General features: G+C 39.3%; 14 protein-coding genes. All 14 read right to left on the reverse strand.

What is annotated here, in order from left to right; all coding sequences use genetic code 11:
• Nucleotides 1-4,449, reverse strand: coding sequence for a hypothetical protein (locus ACWIB3_RS13155; RefSeq protein ID WP_454291832.1), 4,449 nt, complete (start codon nt 4,447-4,449; stop codon nt 1-3).
• A gap of 27 nt (nt 4,450-4,476) precedes the next feature.
• A complete protein-coding gene (locus tag ACWIB3_RS13160) occupies nt 4,477-4,902 on the reverse strand; it encodes a GPW/gp25 family protein (protein ID WP_093096902.1) in 426 nt (141 codons plus the stop codon).
• Nucleotides 4,903-4,913: 11 nt separating this feature from the next.
• Nucleotides 4,914-5,207, reverse strand: a complete 294-nt coding sequence (locus tag ACWIB3_RS13165) for a PAAR domain-containing protein (protein WP_185212334.1) — start codon at nt 5,205-5,207, stop codon at nt 4,914-4,916.
• 16 nt (nt 5,208-5,223) lie between these two features.
• A complete protein-coding gene (gene vgrG, locus ACWIB3_RS13170; RefSeq protein WP_454291833.1) occupies nt 5,224-6,999 on the reverse strand; it encodes a type VI secretion system tip protein VgrG in 1,776 nt (591 codons plus the stop codon).
• Complete coding sequence (locus tag ACWIB3_RS13175) at nt 6,999-7,721, reverse strand: CIS tube protein (protein ID WP_185212336.1); 723 nt, start codon at nt 7,719-7,721, stop codon at nt 6,999-7,001. The genes vgrG and ACWIB3_RS13175 overlap by 1 nt, the downstream gene beginning before the upstream one ends.
• Nucleotides 7,711-7,881 carry a DUF5908 family protein gene (locus ACWIB3_RS13180; protein WP_185212337.1) on the reverse strand — a complete coding sequence of 57 codons (171 nt, stop codon included), beginning with the start codon at nt 7,879-7,881 and terminating at the stop codon, nt 7,711-7,713. Before ACWIB3_RS13180 ends, ACWIB3_RS13175 begins: the two co-directional genes overlap by 11 nt.
• 2 nt (nt 7,882-7,883) lie before the next feature.
• Entirely contained in the window at nt 7,884-8,342 is a 459-nt protein-coding gene (locus tag ACWIB3_RS13185) for a phage tail protein (protein WP_454291834.1), read from the reverse strand.
• Between the two features lie 10 nt (nt 8,343-8,352).
• Entirely contained in the window at nt 8,353-8,817 is a 465-nt protein-coding gene (locus tag ACWIB3_RS13190; RefSeq protein ID WP_093096915.1) for a phage tail protein, read from the reverse strand.
• 17 nt (nt 8,818-8,834) lie between these two features.
• Nucleotides 8,835-9,758 carry a hypothetical protein gene (locus tag ACWIB3_RS13195; RefSeq protein WP_185216552.1) on the reverse strand — a complete coding sequence of 308 codons (924 nt, stop codon included), beginning with the start codon at nt 9,756-9,758 and terminating at the stop codon, nt 8,835-8,837.
• Between the two features lie 44 nt (nt 9,759-9,802).
• Nucleotides 9,803-10,828, reverse strand: coding sequence for a hypothetical protein (locus ACWIB3_RS13200; RefSeq protein WP_185216554.1), 1,026 nt, complete (start codon nt 10,826-10,828; stop codon nt 9,803-9,805).
• Between the two features lie 35 nt (nt 10,829-10,863).
• A complete protein-coding gene (locus ACWIB3_RS13205) occupies nt 10,864-12,285 on the reverse strand; it encodes a phage tail sheath family protein (protein ID WP_185216556.1) in 1,422 nt (473 codons plus the stop codon).
• Between the two features lie 37 nt (nt 12,286-12,322).
• Nucleotides 12,323-13,645 (reverse strand): hypothetical protein, encoded by a 1,323-nt coding sequence (locus ACWIB3_RS13210; protein WP_454291835.1) that lies wholly within the window; start codon nt 13,643-13,645, stop codon nt 12,323-12,325.
• A gap of 4 nt (nt 13,646-13,649) precedes the next feature.
• Nucleotides 13,650-14,246 carry a DUF4255 domain-containing protein gene (locus ACWIB3_RS13215; protein ID WP_454291836.1) on the reverse strand — a complete coding sequence of 199 codons (597 nt, stop codon included), beginning with the start codon at nt 14,244-14,246 and terminating at the stop codon, nt 13,650-13,652.
• Between the two features lie 1,083 nt (nt 14,247-15,329).
• Nucleotides 15,330-16,043, reverse strand: a complete 714-nt coding sequence (locus tag ACWIB3_RS13220; protein ID WP_214648416.1) for a response regulator transcription factor — start codon at nt 16,041-16,043, stop codon at nt 15,330-15,332.
• Between the last annotated feature and the right edge of the window lie 293 nt (nt 16,044-16,336).

Raw genomic sequence — 16,336 nt, forward strand, 5'->3', positions numbered from 1 at the left:
CTATGCATAATTCCTATTACAATAATTTTCAATTGGGATGGCCGGATTGCGGCATGGTTCTGCCTCTTTGCGAGATGCCCATCTTTCACAATCTGCCTGTTCAATCTTGACATCGATATTTCCAGCAATCAGGATGGACCTCGGGCTGATTGGACAGACAACCTTATTGAAAGAACCCAATACAGAGCCTGCTTCATCGGCGTGTTTCATCCATAATTCCACGATATAATCGAGATAATCCCTAGACTCCAAGAAATCTACGATATCAGATTCGTAGATACATTGGCCAAAGGTCAGTTTATCAAATTCACCGATTGCCCAGGGAGCGAGAAATTCACGCAGATCTTGTTTCAATTTTTCTCTATAGAAAGATTCATCCATACCTTTCAGCAGTTTCACCTTCAAACAGAAGTTGACTCCTTCATACCTTGGGTTCATGATTCGAACCTTGACAAATGGGGAACTTCTTTCCTGTAGGTATTCTTGGATACTTTCAAGTAGACTTACCGGAACCCTAGGTTCAAACAATTGGGAAGCTTTCAACTTATTCATATCGGGAATAACCGCCATAATAATGTAGCCAGGGGCCATCGGGATATCGTTGACATAGTGATGAGCATCCAATGCGAAACTATGGTTCACACATTTCACTTTATATAATTGAGGAAATGCTTCCAAGACCAATCGCTCGTAATCAAATTTTTGAATTGCCCTACCCTTATGTTTTAAGAGCTCGGATACCCGGATATAGAAATGCCCTTCGGCCTCAGGCACCCTTCCAGCAAAAGAATCATAAGGTTGAGAAACAGATTTGATGGCGACATCAGCATCCTTCATCTTTGAAATCGAACCTGCTGGCAAACCTTTATCCAACCTTAACTTGTCATTCAAAGCTTCATTGGTAAAGGTAGCCTTAATGGCTTGGGTAAATAGCCCAATGGTTTCACTGACCGATTTGCTGTTTTTGGCGATTCCAGCTTTTATCCAGTGCAATCCTTTCGGAAGGACTGTGTTTTCATTGCTGATATTGGCAGGAATGGAAAACTTAATGATTCCAGAACTGGTCAGACCATCGGTATCATCTTCCAACACTTCAAATCCATTCCTTAGCGGTTTCCATTCATTGTTGTCCAAATAATGCCATGAAACCGGTTCTCTTTCTGATTCGGAATCGGCAGTTGCCTCCGCCATTTGAAAAAGTATATTCACATTGCTGCCTGGTACCAGATCCTTGAAAGCAAGAAATAAATTTCCTTCATCACAAAAGGTCGGCAATAAGCTGGGTTGATGTTCTAACTGCTCGAGCTTATAGGTACCAGGAAAAGGATAGAGATGAATGAGTTCTATATCCTCCATACTTGCCGTAGCAGAGTAGTCAATTTCCATCTTTTTGATGATTGGTGTCCAAGGTTCATTCGGGATAACTGCCTGAAAGAGATCATTATTATCGATGATATTTCGGATCTGTAGGATCTGGTTCTTCAGAAATGAAACATCACCTGTTAAATTCTTATTGGAAAGCTCTCCAAACATTGGAGGTAGAACTGTTCGACGGATCGAATCGGCTTCGGCCTCATTGATTTTACCGGCACCAATATCTCCCATTTTAGATTTAATACCATCAGATGGATTATTGACATCATCCTCCACTCTTGTGGAAACGGTTTTCGCAGTTTCGATGCTCTCCAAAATATCATTGGTGCTGAAAACTATTAGGTTGCCGGCACCATCATAGTAAATGGCATCTTCTAATTTGCTGTCGGGGAGTTTGCCCAATGCCATCATCTGCCTAGCTAGAACATAGGAATAGACCTTATGGCAGAAATCCTGCCCCTGTAGGTTAATTTTTAAAAAGCCTTCAGAGGTCCCGACTTCATATTGTTCTATTGGGGAACTGTTTTTTGAAAACTTCTGATTGAGTTCAAAAAAGGTACTCCTCAAAAAAATTGTCTGATCGAACTCACTGCTTCCAGAGCAGGTTGAACTATTATTGTTTTCAAATAGCTTCCTATCGTTATAAGTTTCCCCTTGAATGGTAACTGCCTTAGTTGTAGGAGAGCCATGCGATTTTTCCTTTATCCATTTGCCGTTTTCTAAAACGGCTAAATTGATCAAGAACTTGTTTTCATCAAGACCAAATAGCCCACCTTCTTTTAAATATCCTTTATAATAATCCCTGAAGTCGGTTGGTTTTTCTTTCCAATCTAACTTAATATGGATTTCGTTCCATTTCTTGGTAAATACCTCTTGACTTCCAATAAAGAAATCTGGACCCAACAAATTTAAGTTGGTCGGATTATTAAGGTTTGGCGGGTTCTTTATATCAAAATCAATAATCTCAGGGCGAGTACCAAAGGGATAGATCGGACTATTGATGTTCTGCAAACTCTCGCTATTCTGAACCACAAAATTCTTAAGGCCACATACATTGACCTTGATCTTAGTACCTTTTGTATTAGAAATCTTAACGCTCCGGAAAAATTGATACAGGGAAACTAACTGGATTTCATCTTCAGCTTTTCTTTCGCAACAGGATTCTCGACTTGTCCACTTAACATCTTGCTCTATTTTCACCCGATCATCAAGGTTGATTTTCATCAGTGGTAATGCGGTATCAAAACCTTCTTGGAACAGTTCCTCATCATAGTTCACTATTCCCTCTTGATCCGGACTCATTGCCAAGGAAATGTTGATTTCAAAAGAACTGGAACCACTAAGGTTAGACATGGCTATTTCAACCCCTTGGTCGGGAACTAACCAGCCTTTCTTTCCAGTCAATGCGATATTGAATGCTTTGATCGGTTTAAAAATATCTTTTAGAACAGCAATTTCCTCTGTTGAAGAAATAAGTTCTCTATATTCTAAATCGGTAATGGTTTTCTCAAATAAAGCCTCTTCTAATGGATAATAACTGGAAATCTGCTTCCCAATGGGGCTGTCTTTCCATAATACCGCCTCAAGCTTTTCCTTAAGTGACTTACTGATCCCTTTTTTGACAGCTTGTGCTATGAGATCACGGTTGATCGGGTAGAATTTATCATTGATGACTGTCCGTACTCGTTCATAAAATGCAGAGACATCATTTTCATTTTCACATACATTCTGATGCAGTTTACAGGCCAAGGTAATTTCAATTTTCCGAGTGCCTTCACTCAAAAAGAGAACGGGGGAGGCAAGAACAAAACCTAACCTTGCATTTGGATAGGGTTTCAAAAACTTGCTTTCAGGATCTACGTATTTACTGAGTGCCGAACCTAAGGTTGGCCAGCTTGAATTTTGAATATCCTCAAATGGTTTTTCAACGCCATCAGCCATTTTAGCATTGCTGGACATATACACACCTTCCAAATAACTGTTGCTTGCATGCACTTTGTTATTGAGGAAAAGCGTGCGTTGTTCGACAACTTTGGCTTTATTGACCACAATCTGATCATCCAAAGCAAATTGGATCTCTACCTTATTGGCATCCTTGCTATCCTTAACTATGATTCCTTCCTTCAAAAGATACTTTTGAATATGCTTTTGTATTTCAAAAACCAGATGCACTTGATCAGGAATAGCAGGTTTTGCACGCAGCAACAAGACTTCTTTATAAAAGAAATCAAGGTGTTTTTTCGTAAAGGAATTTAAATCCTGTTGCAGATATCTGAAAAGCCTCAAAAAAGAGAACAATAAGGCCAAATGTGGACTCAATTTCTCTTTGAATTCATCATTTAACGAAAGGAAACTGGGCTCTAGGCTAGTTTCAGCTGATGCATGAAGAGAATCGATGACAGTAATAAAAGATTCGCCGATAGCAAGAATTTCATTCTTCAGGGCAATCATCCTCAATCTTTTACTCTTTCCAGAAGCCTGTATGGATTGGGTGGTTTTTACAGCATATAAATCTGTTAAGTCTAAATTCCATTCATCCGATTCCAGGAAACACATAAGGTTTATCGGCTTGGTCCCAAAAAACTTAACTGCTGAATTGACCTGAACTATAAAGACCTTCAAGCTGTCAGCTAGTTTATCTTTTATGATTTTATCCAATGACAACATTACAGGCAAATCGGAGCCTTCGAGCTTAGAGTTCCAGAAATAGATTTTGTAGATAATAGATCGAAAAACATAGTTTACGATCAATTGAAGGCTGGATTTTGAAGGTGTTTTTTCAAAAAGCAAGTTATAGAAAGCAAGCTTTTCCCTTATTGTGTCGGCATCATATTTTAAAATGGATGTAATGGTAAAAGGCAAACTGTTCTGAAAAAAGGATTGCCAATCCGATACATTGAGGTCAGCATCATAATAGTTGATATGTCTAGAGAGTTTTTCAAAATAATCCAACAGGTCTGCTAAGCTCCTTGCATCGATTTGGGCATTCGCCCCCAACAGATCATCCATAACCCGCTGCCTTTGGCTGACACCTGGATCGTTTTGAAATGGATGTATAAGCTCTTTACATTGCATGACTTCTGACTTTTAGGAATATCCAACTTAAATTGATTTTAATGCTTCATTTAAATAGTAATCATAGACATAGTTAAACCTGGAGTTAGTTCCTGGAACGAAATACTGAATGCTGATCGTAAAGCGACCCTCAATAAGTTCCATGGAATCACTACTTGTTATTTCTATCTGTTCCACTCGGATCCTCGGTTCATAGAACAGGATGGCATTGGTCACCCTATCCTTTAGGTAGCCAATCACTGAACTGTTCAGCGATTCAAAGACATAGTCAGTCAGGTCACAGCCATATTTAGGTTGCATGACCCTTTCGCCCAGAGCTGTTGACAATAGAATATTCAAGCTTTGATCGATATCCTCAATTCCGGAAACCAATTCCACCGAATTGGAAACCTTATTGAATTCAGGCGGGAAAGACCAGCCTGTTCCTAAAAATGAATTGAAAGAATTTTCCATGTCCTTTATTTTTATCCTCCTATCTGAACTGTTGTAAATCCCATTACAATGGTGCCACCATGTGCAGTCATGTCACCTTGTCTTGCTGCAGGTTTTCCACCGATCATGACGGTCATGGAACCTTGAACAATACTGTCTGGCGGACCAGTACAGACTAACAAATCACCAACAACAGCAGCAGGAACGCCTCCAATGAGGACCGTTGGTACGCCTGGACCTATAATTGGACCACCAACGTGCGGCACTGGCCCAGGATTCACCATGGGACAGGTATGCAAATCGTTTATTCTTGCTGCTGAAGCCATAACCAGTTCTATATTTCTAATTTATCTTTACCAAAGACCCTTTGATTTCGGTTACTCCATCTGAATTAATCTTTGTCATTGCTGAATTGATATTCACATTGGTATCTGATTTCAGGGTCATGGTTTTTCCTATAATTTCCATTTTGGTGCCGGCGCTGATCTTCAGTTCAGCACCAGCTTTTATTTCGATGTTTTTTGGACTTTCCATTATGATCCCATTGCTATCCATCGTTATTTTATTGCTGTTTTGATCCTTGATTTCTATTTTCTTGCCGTCTTCATCAAGGATTATACTATTCCCAGCTGGTGTATCTATGTTGATTGTCTTGGTGGCATCATTGAAATGCACACGCATATTGCTTCTGGTGAAAATTCCTTTTTCATCATTGGCATCAGCTCCTTTAAGTGGAGCTGGTTTTGCACTACTGTTCAACATGCCTAACATGATGGCATGCCTTGGATCGTTATTGATGAAACCTACGATAATCTCATCGTCAATTTCTGGTCTAAAAAAAGTACCACGATCACTTCCTGCATCCAAGCTTGCCACCCGAACCCAAGTGCCATTTGAATTGTTTTCTATGATTGGAATCTTGACCAAGATTCGGTCTTCACCATCTGGATCATTTTCCAACTGCAGGACCTTCCCTATCTGTAGCCCTTGAATTGAACCTAACAGGCCAGCAGCAGGAAAATCATCAATATCTTGATATAAAGAAGAATACCTTGCAGGATCTAAACCAAATTGAATATTGGTATACCAAGTACCATCACCTACTTCTTGTCTTACCGCGGTCACAAAGGCCTTGCCGTTAAATCGGTCACCGACACCGGCGATCTTCACCATATCCCCAGGTTTTATTTCAGCAAAACCTGTAAATCTTGCCCTGCCCCTGATTTTCGCTAATCTACTGCGCAGCATTGTCCCTTCTGCCCAAGCCTTTAGTTCTTGTTCCAAAAGGTTACCGCTATGATGGAGTAAGAACTTTTCCAATTTATTGGCAGAAGCAAGATCAGAACTGTTCACATTTCCCAATTGCGTAAATCCTGAAACTTCATCAACCTCTGCGGTAAACAATCCTTGGTTTTTATAATCCCAGGAATGAGCCTCTACTTTTGACCATTGACTGCGAAGGTCCATCTCCGCTTCAAACTCCATTATTGAGGATCCATAGGTAACCTGTAATACAGGATCAGTATCTGTTTTGGGAGATTCTATTTTCAACTCAGCATCATTCACAAACAGTAATTGTCCATTGGCCTCGGCACGCAAAGCAATAAAATCCCAATCACTGAGGTGATGCTGAATCAGTTCTTTATGTTTCAAGGGAGTAGCTTCAACATCACTCTTTAAATCTGCATAAGCACTGATGATGCTATCCATTACTTCACTGTCTTTTTGGTCTAGATAATATTTGCTTTTCCTTCCCAAGGTCATTCGCATTGCGGCATCTTTACATTCGATCTGCAATTGCGTATCTCCATTTTCTTTAACCTTTACCTGTTGTTTCGTTATGATGCCTTTAAATGCTTGTTTATTGTCGCTATCAAAACCCAACTTGATTTCAATCGCTCTGCCGGGTAAAAAATCCTCCTTGTTGCTGATTTCAAAACTGCCTAATGCGGCATCCCCATCTTTTAACAAAATCTTTGCAGTGGGTATCCGATTGACTTCCTTATCAATGGATATACTGAGTATTTCGTAAGAAGAATCCATTTTAGACCCACCCAATGATATTTCATACGAAATAGTATCATGTTGGGACGGATTCGGTATGATGAGCTCTTCCATTAGTTTTCGTTTTTATTAAAAGGAGGAAAATAAATATCATTTCCTGGTTGTAACCTTCTTATTGAGGTCAAACCATTAGCTTTCGCAACCTGTAAAAAGTACTTCGGATCATTGTAAATACCATAGGTCATCAGATCCAATCGATCACCTTGTTTGATTACTCGGTGATGGGTCAAATCTGGAGATGAGGGATTGTCCTCTGCCATGCGCTGTTCGCGAGACTGGTAATCCAGAAAAGTTGCGGATAACCTTGCCCGCAATGGTGTACCATCAGGCTTAAATAAGGTAAAATTCACATCCAGATTTGCTAATACACAGCGGAATCGAATCTCTGAACCCCAGATAATCAACAAGAAATTGGGGCGGTGGATGTCACCTTGGTAATTATAGGCACAGTCCATGAAGATTTTCAATTGCTCATTGACGGGTTTGGTTTTGTATTCCTCCCAATAGCCTTCCATGGTTCCGGTACCATCCAAAATAAAATCAAGCTTCAGTTCCTCTGGCGCAGTAGATTTAAATTTCACTTCTGAAGAGCCAGACCCGTGGGGTCTTTGTACATCGTGTTCAATTTTAAAGTTCTTTGAAAAAGCCTCAGGATTGATCGGGGCTACGAATGCTGGCTTATTGGTTTGCTCCACACCCTTAACCTGAAACTGCCTATCTGTAAAAGAATAGATCAACAGTTTCTCCAATTTCCCCGAACTATAATTAGCGCTCATTTTTGTCCTTAATAATATCCAAAACTTTATCTACGCAAATCTTGATCAGCTCCTCTGAAGCAGTGACACCATTATCCTGAGAACCTCCATTTCCTTCAGGGGAAGCAAGATCCTGAACAACCGTCGCCTTAATGACCAACTCCCTAACTTCAACTGGCATAACTATGATTTTTGAAAAATTAATCGGTTATAATTCAGCTCTAGCGTCTCGATCAGTACTTCCGCCCTCCCGGCATTCAGTTCTGAAAGTTTCCAGCTCCTTGGCCATACATTGTTAATTTTCCAATGCATAATGGATTGATGTTCCTCATCCAATAGATTGATGACCACGGTTTCCAAGGTTTCATAAACCTGGTCGTCGAAAGCCTTTTTCAACCAATCCGTAATCGCTGATGAACCTGGTGAAATCAATCCCCTTTTTAGTACCAAGGGACCATATTTATGCCGTCCAGGGACAACATGCTCAAACCTGTTTTCACCACCTTCCTTTATGGTCTCAATATCAATCGAAGAGTCCAAACCAGTTACAGACTGGAATTTAATATCCACAGCCTTATTCCCTTTCAATGTAAAATTCACTGAAAAATGAAAATTGACCGTTTGATATAAATTGTCAGCCATGGCTTATAACTTATTTTTTAGCTTCTACAATGGATAAACCCTCATGCACCAATTCCATGGTTTCAATGGCCACTTCGTTGGCATCGGCTTTCAAATTAGTGGATTGTACCTTTGAAGGCCAAGCTCTAGAGAGTGTCCAGGAGATAATCGGTTGATGTTCTTCATCCAGTAATCGAATGGTAACATCCCTCCTAAATTTCTCCTTGCCTTCCTGGAACATCATGGTCTTTTTCCACTGTTCAAAGTATTCAAAATCCCCAAAGAAAGTACCGCGTTTCAGCGTCACATTCGGGTATTTGGTCAATCCAGGCTGTTTTGTCTTGTTATAGGTAGGGCTACTGCCTTCACGGTATTCAATAACCTCAGTTTCAAAGTCAAGTCCACTAACTTCTGTAAAACCAATTCTAGTACCACCCCAATCCAATTGAAAATGGAACTTCGGTAGTGGGTAGTTTTTTTTAGGATCGTTTGACATAACAAATGATTTATTGATTATTTACACTTATTTGCAGGATTCACCTCATTGATTGCATTCTCAAGACTTTGCTTGCATGCAAAAAGTGCATCCCTTTTCTCTTTTGCGGAATCCAATTCCTTTTTCAGCACATCAACACGCTGCTTGGTCTGATTATAGTCTGATTCCAATTGATGGTAATATTCATCAGAATCGATCGGCAGGTGGATATGTGGCTCTATACAACAGCATTCATGGGAATCAGAACTGCTTTCAATTTTGGCCTGCTCTGCATAAGCTGTACTTTCGGTACCCGATTGGTTACAATGGAATTTATCCTTCCAATATTGAATGGTCCTTTTCAGACCATACTCTTCACAGATATTGATGTGCAGACCGTAGGCTAATTCTACTACGGCAACAACCTGTGGAATCATGATGTCTCGGGTTAAGATCACAGCATCTAATTTCTGGCCATAGTCTTCAAGGACTTTCATGATCCCAATTCCTGGTGCCAACTCTGGTCGTTTCAAGCAATTGATACATAGGATTAACTTGTCATAGTTTGACTTCAATCTATCCACACGGATATAAAGATCCTCGACCATACAGAATAAGATCTCTATGGCTTTATTGGTTTTGTCCGTAACGATGCAGACCTTTTGTAGCAAGAGGATAAATAGTTCCAGTTGGCGACACAGGGCATCTGCATTTTCATCTGTAGCTTCCCAGTCAGCAAACCATGCCTTGAGTCGATCTCTTTCCTCAATGCTCAGGTTATATTCCAGTTCCTTATTGCTGGCGTAGGCATTTGCTGCCTTCCAATCTGAGGTTACTTGGACCAGATCACCCATCCATGCATCATAGCAACAATCTCCTCCTGGCTCATTACCGTTTGGTTTTTGATCGCAGCAATCAAAAATATCCCGCTCAGAATTGCTTATTTCATTATAGCTTAACATAATTGTCTATTTTAAAATTTACCATATTGAAAATGTTTCCTCAATCAATCACAGCTTGAGCCACCTTCATTATCACGGATGCAATAGATTTCAGTGACCTCCCTACAGATGTCGCAGATATCACATTTACACTTCTTGAATCTGTTATTCTCCTCATTATTCCCTTCATTGCAACCACAGTCGCCGATGCAACTGCATTTATGGCAGCATAGATAATCCTTGACTTCAACCAAGGTTTCCAATTCATTGCGTTTACCATAAAGGGTATAACTGGATTGCGTATGGGATTTAATCGCCAATGTCAGATCATCTTGAGATTTCTTTAATCCCGCGGTCGCCGTATTGATCTGCGCTTGGATTAGATCATCAAAAGTTTTGGCATTGCCAGCAAAATCCTGTTGGAATTTCTCTAAGGATTTAATATTTGAAAAGGACTGTATACCAATGATATCAGCCACTGAATTGCAGATAATATCAATTTCTAGGCTCAGGTCAACCGGTCTTTCAACCAGTTTGTTCAAAATCCGACAGGCATCTTGGCATTCATTTGGCCGATTATCCGATTCATTTCGTTTTTCAGCATCATTACAGTTATCATTTGAGCATCCCAAAATCTTTAGTTGCCCAGAATTACAACTATCATTCATAGCAGCATCCAATTTTGCTGCCGATTCCCGAAGATTTCCGAAAGCAACCTTTGCATTCTTGGCCGTCATCAACACCGCTTTCAACCCTGCCACCAATGCATCATTCTGGCTGATGCTTGCCGCAACATTCTTTTTTATTTCTTCCGATGACTGTATCAATTCTACCCCGACCTTCAATTCCAGGTTTCGGAGCATTTGGTAATTCTTTTCTGTTTTGACAAAAACACATTTCTTCTTTTCGTACATCATCAGGGTCCCATCACTGGTGACCTCACTTTCACTCAACTCACCTAACTTCCCTTTCAGTCTATTGCAGTAATCTTCCTTTATCTGATGGAGATTTTTCTGAGTTATTGTCTTTGCCTCATTACCATTACAATTCCCGTTTTTCGGGTTTCGCATATTTGAGCTTTCAATGGTCATAACAATGGTTTTTTAAAATTTACAATAAACTTGGCTTAGGACTCTGCCAGCATTTTATGCATGAAACGAAGGATAATAAATTCGGCCGGACGAACAACCGCCATACCGATCTCTACGATCATCCTGCCTTCCCAGATATCCAATTCCGTCATGGTTTCCCCAAGCCCGATATGAACAAAGAATGCTTCTTTGGTCGATGCGCCCATTAATGCACCAGCTTTCCATTGCTGAGTCAGGTAATTCTCGATCATCGATTTAACCCGCACCCAGGTATTGCGATCATTGGGTTCAAATACAAATTGCTCAGTAGCATTTTTAACAGATTCCTCCACCATGGAAAAGAATCGCCGCACTGGAACATAACGCCATTCATTATCATTTCCCGCTAATGTGCGAGCTCCCCAAACAATGGCAGGACCTCTTCCAGGAAATGAGCGGATAACATTAATGGATTTACCAGCGGTCGTATCTACATTAAGGTTCATCTGTTCCTTTTGATTGATCAGGAATTCTGGCCGGATCGCATTGGCAACATTGACATTTGCAGGTGCTTTCCAGACTCCCCTTGCATTATCAACCTGAGCATATACCCCCACCATGGCAGCAGAAACTGGCATAAGCATCTGAATATTGGTTATGGCACTCTTTGCCTGAAAGTATTTCTCATTATTGATAGCCAGTAATTCTTTAAGGGTGCTAGCTCCGGCCACTCCGGTAATGCTGACCAGTTCATCGTTATCCTTACTTGGATCCCCAGCTACCTTATAGTTATAATCAACTCCAGTAAACAATTTTGGAAAATATACTGCCGCATATTTATAGAATTCTGTCGTTCCAGAGAGTATACTTCTCAATAAATCGATATCTAGACTCCACTGTGTCAGATTAGCCGGATCATGATAGACATCCAAAACGGTAAAACGGTCCTGTAACTCTACACATTGGTTGATAGCCTCTGTATGCACATTGTAATAATCAGAGGCTGTACTCAAATTGGTCGAGTCCGGAAAAACCAACAAGGTCACCTCATTGATCTTTGCAATCTCTTTCAGCCCATCCGTCAGATTACTGGCAACAATAGAACCTCCACTGTCTACATAGTTTCCTACAGAACAGATCCAGCATGGACCTCCACCATTCGCAAAAAATAGCTGCATACTATAATGCATCAGGAATTTAGATCTTTTTGTATCATCGATCTTCCCATTGACATCTGCATTAGGTCCAAAGACAACAGATAAGCTTTCCTTCTCCGGATCTGGATATCCAAAATATTGTTCATACTGAAGCATGGACTCAATCCGCCAGGGTTTATTCCTAAGATCATCTGTTTCTTTCCATTTTGCTATTTCAGTATATCCAATAAATGCTGGAATAGCCGTTTCTACCGAAGCAATCGAAGGTGGAAGATGTGGAATCTCCTCTATATACACTCCGGGGGTTTTATATTCTTGCATAACAATAGATTTTGATTTATTATTCTTTTAATTATGGTCAAGGTGCCAGTGGAAATAAATCTGATTCTGGAACCATTATATCACTGTATATCTTTTTATTCTCAATATGGATTTCCTGAGTCCCTGTAGGATTAGGAAGATAAAATAAACTACTATCCGGTAACCTAAATAAAGTAGTGTTAGCGGTCAATGGTCGCGGTTCTTTAGCAATTAACACGGCATCAATGGTTTGCAAAAGGTCAGAATAAAGACCATTCTGTAAAGCACGATTTCTGTTATTGATATACCTCCAAAATGAAGCCTTGCTGGAGATATTAATTTCAAATACCGGTGCTGCTGGATCAGTGACATTAAATTGATTTTTTCGGGTAATCAGTTTACCTGATGCATCAAATAGCTTATAGCCACTTATATTCCCTTTTACTTTAATGAGAATCACCCCAATGCTGCTACTTAACTCTTGCTTATCGGAGTAAAAAACAACTTTATGGGATTTAGCAAAAGAGCCCGTTCCACTAACTTCCAGATTATAGAGCAACTCATTGCTAATCTTTTCCTCTGGTAGCATCTTCAATAGTTTAGGATCAAAAGCTAAATGAACCTTTGCAAATGGATTGGAAGCTTTAAAATGTAGTTCTTGGATAATATTCCCCAAATGATCCTTGAGTATAAAATCTGCTTTGCTGATATTATTGGCATTTACGAAGAAATAACTAAAGTTAGCCCCGCATAATAACCGATCATTTTCATTGGCAAATGACTTTCCAGCTTTACTTAGCCACTGCTTGTTATTGGCCGTATCTACATAAAATGCCCTTATATCATTAGGACCAAACTTTGCCAATTCCCCTTGCTCATATTCAATAGCGGCATCATGATTGGCCACTTCAGTATGTAGATATGGAAAGTTTCGGGAGCCAGATAAGGAGGAATCATTGCAGAATAAATAAGTGGAATTGATATTTCGTTCTACTTTTTGATTGCTAATTGAATCAAATCTTGAGGTTTTTCTCTTGATCAAGATTGGAATATGAAGGTCATCCTCTAACTTATGTATAGGTTCAAAAGTACTCACTCCACTTGCTAATTTCTTGAGTTTAACTTCTATCAAAACCTTTAATCCAGAATAACTTGGTATTAACTTTAAACCATAGTTCTTGAACATTTCCTGACAGCTTTCCGAAACTTCATAGGACAGATCATTATTGATCTCTTCTGCAAAAGATTCATATTTCTGAAAGAGAAAATCAAGTCGATCTGCTTGTGCGCTCAAATCAAAAACGTTATTTCCCGTTCTATCGGTCAGATAGAATTCGTGGAGGAGTTTTACCTCAAATAACGGTTTGTACAGCGTTCTCATGGCGTCAATTTATTTTACTGAGCTTAGTTTCGATTTCTTCAATTAAAGGAGCATTCCTTACTTTCACATGTTCAGACAGGCTTATCAACCGGAGCTTATACATCGCGAATGGCACTTGCCTACCCCCCAAGGATCCCCATAGGTAATTGATCTGTTCAAAAGATAAGGTGAAGAGCTCCATATTAAAATGGAAGGGTTCAGTTTTGTCAGGATCAATTGGATTAATATTTACAGGATTGGATGATGAAAAACTGCTTTTACTTTGCAGAAAACGGATCACCATGGATAGCCTTTTCAGGGCCAATAAATAACCGTCTCCAGCATAATTGCATGTAATCAATACATAAAGATTGATATAGATAGCAGGATTTTCATAATAGGCTGAACCATCTGGCATCCGTCGCAACGGCGATTGATTCTTCAGGGTATTCTCCTCCTCAATATTGACCAGACTGATTACAATATTATCGGGCAAACCATTGCCAGCAGAAGTTTCAGACAAACCAATATTATCGATGATGACTCCGGCCGCATTATCTCCTTTAGAACTTAAATAAGCCAGCAGTTCAGTCTTAAACAATATAAGGGCTTGATCTATCATGATGATTGGTTATTGATGGAAGCTAGAGTGCTTGTTCCTAGATACTGTAATTCTTGAATAAATTTCTGCATAAAACCTTTCCACATCAATAGCTAGCAATAGTCATTTCATTGAAGGCAGGTGTCATTCCTTTATTTTCTAAATGTCAACTTGAGGTTTCCCCGAAGCGTCTTGGAACAATCCATGCCTCATTTTAAAAAAAACTAGCGGGGATGAAATATGTGTAGATGGAAGATTGGTAATAATGGCTAACCCCAGCAGAGGTGAAATGTCATTAAATTAGGTTTTTTGGTGTCATGTTGAGGAACGAAACATCTCGGAGAAATGCGAGCTTTCGAAATTAAATTTATCATTTAATGAACCTCAAGCAGGGTTGAAATATTTTTCAATAAATCTTCCTGAAGAAAGAAAATAGTTTGCTCATCTTACGATTCGCAATGACACAATTTTGCTAAAAAAAAAACAAAAAATAGATTCTTCGTTTCACTCTGAATCCCTCTTTAGCGCATTTTGATTCTGAACGATGAGTGAGGAATCTGTACGATTCTCCCCCTCATGACCTTGTCATTCTCCATCGAAGATGGAGGACCTGTACGCCAATGCAATTATTCCCAGAATTAGGTATGTAATAATCCGAGATCCTTCCTCCGTACCAATTACAAGTTTGTTAAATCTGTGTTTCTAGCCATTCAAGCTCATATTTATTTATCTGAAGAATATTTTTTATCCGCTATATATCCCCTGCGGGGATAAATTATTTTAGCATGGATGTAAACTATATTGGGTTAATGCAAAAACGATGTTCGATTAATCGAACATCGTTTTTGCGCGACTTCCAGGCTAGCGTGCCATGCCAGCTAAAATAATGGAACCCCAAAGGGGGTTCTATATTTAATAAATAAAAGTGCTAATTTATTTTTATTGCCAACATGCTGTCATTACCTTCCGATAAATTTAGCCCAATTTTTTTATTCTCAGGATGACCCCAGGGTGCTAACCGAAGGTGCAGGAAAGTCCGCCAATGGAATTATTCCGAAAATAAGGGTTGTATTATTCCCAGATCCTTCCTCCGTCAGGACTGCCCTAAACCATATTGAACAATATCGCAAACTTGGTCAGATGACATAGATTATTAATCTCCAATTTGTTGGTAATATTCTTTCGATGGTTGTTCACGGTATGGATGGAAATAAACAACAACTCCGAGATATCCTGGCTAGACTTACCTTCAACAATCAACTTGATGACTTCCTTTTCACGTTTGCTCAGCAACATCACACGGTTACAATACTTTTGGAAATAGGATTCATCATTTAAGGAAAGTGGTTTATTCTCTGCCTTATTCAACTCAAAAGCATATCGAAATAATATCCCAGGCTGGCTTTCATCACCAAGGGCAAATAATTTACTGGTAGCAAAATGCCATTTATAATCGCCAATCTGCTGTGGCCTTGCACGCTGAAAAAAGAAATAGACCTTATTCAATTCTTTTTGCCGGATAGCATGGAAAAGCTCCGGCATTAAAGGGACAATATCTTCAGGAGGAAAGAAGAAATCAAAATAAGCTAACCAGATCTGTTCAGTTTCTGGGTTAGCATGATTCATGCCATCCGTTCTACATTTATAAAAGAAGGAATTCGTTGGCTCTTTATGATTCTCAACAACTAAGTTTCCTACATCAAAATCACCTATTTCCACCTTTAGGAATTTCTGCTGCAGAATCTGGCCAACCATATCAATAATATGACCGTTGAAATCGTAATATTGGCTTGATTGTGTATCCTGTGTTAGATTCATCGGATGCGTATTAAAAGTTAGCGAAACGTCTAAAATCAAAATCAGTAATTAACCAATATTGATTCATTTTGAATTAAATCTAATGCTTAATGGCAATAATTTAAATGGCAATGAGTAGGATATAACTTTGAATGAGTAAGGCCTATTAAATAATTAGTGAACGGCTTTTTTGATTTTTCAAACTGCTTATGAAATATCTTATAACTAAAGACTTATAATTTCAGAAAGCAAAAATATATAAAAATGAGATAGATTATATATCGCTTACCTAAAAAAATCAATAAATTATCATT

Source organism: Sphingobacterium sp. NPDC055431 (assembly GCF_053644255.1).